This is a genomic window from Streptomyces sp. YS-3 (assembly GCF_045257485.1).
Classification (GTDB): Bacteria; Actinomycetota; Actinomycetes; order Streptomycetales; family Streptomycetaceae; genus Streptomyces.
Genome location: NZ_JBJHPC010000826.1, coordinates 1 through 2,373 on the forward strand (window position 1 = coordinate 1; position 2,373 = coordinate 2,373).

Annotated in this window: 1 protein-coding gene; it reads right to left on the bottom strand. The window is 76.9% G+C overall.

Annotated elements, in window-relative coordinates; translation table 11 throughout:
* Window positions 1-96: 96 nt before the first annotated feature.
* Window positions 97-2,373, bottom strand: a 2,277-nt coding sequence (locus ACJA3G_RS35255; protein WP_406557104.1) for an ATP/GTP-binding protein, incomplete at its 5' end; no start/stop codon positions are given.

Below are 2,373 nucleotides of genomic sequence, written 5' to 3' on the forward strand. Positions count from 1 at the left end.
GCTTCGACGACCTTCGGGGAGGGACCGGGGGAATGCGCCGTCCCGTATGAAGGGCGCACCCCGATTCTGCCAGGACGGCGGGGTCCCGGCGTCCCCTCAGCCGCGCAGGTCCACCAGGAGCGGCGGCGCGTGCTCGCCCGTGACGTCGGTGAGCGAGAGCACCGCGTGCCCGGCGGGCACCTGGTGCGCGAGCTGGGAGGCCGACCAGCGCTCCCGCTCGACCTTGCGTACGGTGACCGCGTCCCGGGTCACCGGCTTTCCGGTGGCCAGTTTGCGCAGCGAGTGCAGCGCCCGGGTGAGCGGCTGGTCGGCGAAGACGGCGTGCTTGGCGACCTCCGTCGTCTCGACCCACTCGGTGCCCCACAACTGCGACAGGAGCTGCCCGTCCCAGGTGGTGACGCCCCGGAACGCCATGTGGCAGCCGACCGAGGCGAGCAGCGAGGTGTGCAGCCGTTCGGGTACGTCGGCGAGGGCGCGCAGGGTGAGCACCACTCCGGCATTGGCCTGCCGCAGCCGCTGGAGGGCCCGTACGGACCCGGCGGTGACGGCGTGCGTGGCATCGTCCAGGACCAGGCAGGCGAAGAGCGAGCGGTCCTGGCGGGCCATGGCGTTGGTGGTGAACTGGACGAGCAGCAGCCGGTTCAGCAGCCGCGCCGCCTCCGGGTGCGCCCGCTCGGGCAGATCGACCCGGACCCGTACGGGGTGCTCCAGGGCGCGCAGCGAGAACGGGCGGCTGTGGCCGGTGGTGTCGAAGAACGCGGCGAACGCGGGCCGGTCCAGCGGGGCGAGCCGGTCGGCGAGGACCGGGCCCGGGTCGCCGGGGACACCGGCCTGCCGGGCGCGCGCGTCCAGTTCGCGGTGGAGCGCCGGGTGCGCCTCGCGGTCGAGGCCGGCGCGGAGCTCGTCGAGCGCGTCGCCCGAGCCGTCCAGAAGCTCGCGCAGCCGGGGCACCGAGGGGAAGCGGCCGTACGCCGCCCGGTAGGGGCCGAGGAGCTGGGCGAGCGCGGTCGCGGCGCGCCGGACGTCCGCGTCGGGCAGGTCCCCGGCGCAGGCCTCGGCGAGCAGGGCGGCGGCCTCGTCGGGGTCGAGGGTGCCGCCGTACAGGTCGAGGTCGTACTCGGAGGCGGGGTCGCCGGGCCGGACGATCACGTCGTACGCCTCGTCCGCGCCGAGCGGGGTGCCCGCGGCGCCGACGGCGACGACGGCCGCCTGTCCGGCCAGGGCCTGCAGCGCCAGCGACTCCACCACGGGCCGCACCAGATGGCGGGTCTTGCCCGCGCCGGAGGGGCCGACGGCGAGCAGCGAGGTGCCGAGCGCCGCCGGGTCGACGGCCGCGCCGGCGCCCCGGCGGGCGGGCGGGTTGTGCTCCAGGTCCGCGTACCGGCCGATGCGCACCTGCGAGGTGAGCAGGTCGTGGGTGGCGGCGCGGGCGGGCAGGTCGCGATCGCCGGAGGGGTGCAGACAGGCGCGCGCGCCGTCGCGCAGCACCGCGTCGGTGAACGCCGTCAGCCGGGCCGGGTCGGCGACGACCGAGGTCCAGGCGCGGCGGATACGGGCGCAGTCCACGTCGTTCATCCGGCCGCTCCCGGCGTCGGCGGCCAGCCGATCGGCGGCGGCGTGCTGGCCTGCCTCGCGCAGCTGGGGCCAGTCGGCGGGGCCGGGGCCGGCGGGCGTCGTGGCCGGCGGCGCGCTCGGGGCGCGGCCGGTGCGCTCGCGCAGGAGCCCGGCCCAGTCGCCGGCCCGGCCGCACACGAAGAGGGCGAGCGCGACCACCAGCAGGTGGTAGACGGTGGTCACCGTGTCGGTGGCGTCCTTGGTGGCCACCGGGTCGTCGCTGAAGATCCACGAGTGCGGCACGACGCCGAAGGCGAGGGAGTAGAAGGGGAGCCAGTCGTCGGCCCAGATCACGAACCAGGCCAGGGCGACGGCGACGAGCGCGGTGCGCACCGCGCGCGTGGGCTGCGGGTGGTCCGCGGCGTACCGCCGGAAGACCTCGCGCCAGTTGCCGAAGTGTCCGAAGACGTAGATGAGCGCGACCGCGACCAGGCTGTTGTAGGCGGCGAGCGCGGTGAGCGCGGCCGGGGGCCTGGAGTGGAAGGGGGCCCACCAGTCGGACGGGGTGAACAGCTCCAGCGGCACCCTGCGGTGCGGCACGTATCCGTTGCGCCACAGCGACCAGGCCAGGACGGCCGCGAGCAGCGCGATCACCGCGCCGCCGAGCAGCGCCCGGTCCGGTACGCGGTGGACGGCCTCGGCGGGGCGCGGCCGGTGCCCGTACCGCCACAGTCCCGGTTCCGCGGCGGCGCGCGGGGTGCGCAGCCACTCCCCCAGCGGCGGGCGCCCCGGCGGGGCGCCCGCCGCTGGGGGAGTGGC